Genomic DNA, 817 nt, shown 5'->3' on the forward strand with positions numbered 1-817 from the left:
GAGGGGCGGGCGGGTCTGGAGGATCGTTCATCGAGGCCGCACCGGTCGCCGAATCAGACATCGCAGCGCACGGAGCATCGGATCGTGTCGTTGCGGGTCACGCGCCGTTGGGGGCCGCACCGGATCGCGTATCACCTGGGACTGCCGCAGTCGACGGTGTCGAAAATCCTCGCCCGTTACCGAGTACCACTACTGGGGCACATCGATCTGAACACCGGAATTCGGGTGCGCAAGCCGAAATCGGTGCGCTACGAATGCGAACGCCCCGGCGACCTGGTTCACGTCGACGTGAAGAAACTCGGCCGCATCCCCGATGGTGGTGGACACCGCACGCTCGGGCCCACCGCAGGAGTGAAGAACAAGACCGGCGTCGGCTACTCGTTTATCCATTCCGCGATCGATGACCGCTCCCGGCTGGTCTACTCCGAGATCCTCGGCGATGAGCGCCAAGAGACCGCGGCCAGGTTCTGGAAGCGAGCAAACGAGTTCTACGCCAGCGTGGGCATCACCGTCCTGCGCGTGCTCACCGACAACGGAAACTGCTATCGCTCACGCGTGTTCAACGACGCGCTCGGCGAGCACGTGAAGCACAAGTTCACGCGTCCATACCGACCGCAGACGAACGGGAAGATCGAACGCTTCCACCGCACGCTCGCGTTCGAGTGGGCCTACGCCCGCCACTACGACTCCGACGCCGCGCGATCGGCCGTCTACCAGACCTGGATCCACGGCTACAATCACCACCGACCCCATACCGCTCTCGGAGGCCTCTCACCCATCGACCGCGTCCACAACGTCCATGGGAAGAACACCTAGG

General features: G+C 63.9%; 1 protein-coding gene. It reads left to right on the forward strand.

Annotation, left to right across the window (positions count from 1 at the left end; genetic code table 11):
* On the forward strand, positions 1-816 hold an 816-nt coding region (locus tag LC041_RS17000; protein ID WP_226534307.1), incomplete at its 5' end, for an IS481 family transposase.
* Between the last annotated feature and the right edge of the window lies 1 nt (position 817).

The organism is Microbacterium paraoxydans (assembly GCF_020524545.1).
Taxonomy (GTDB): domain Bacteria; phylum Actinomycetota; class Actinomycetes; order Actinomycetales; family Microbacteriaceae; genus Microbacterium; species Microbacterium paraoxydans_C.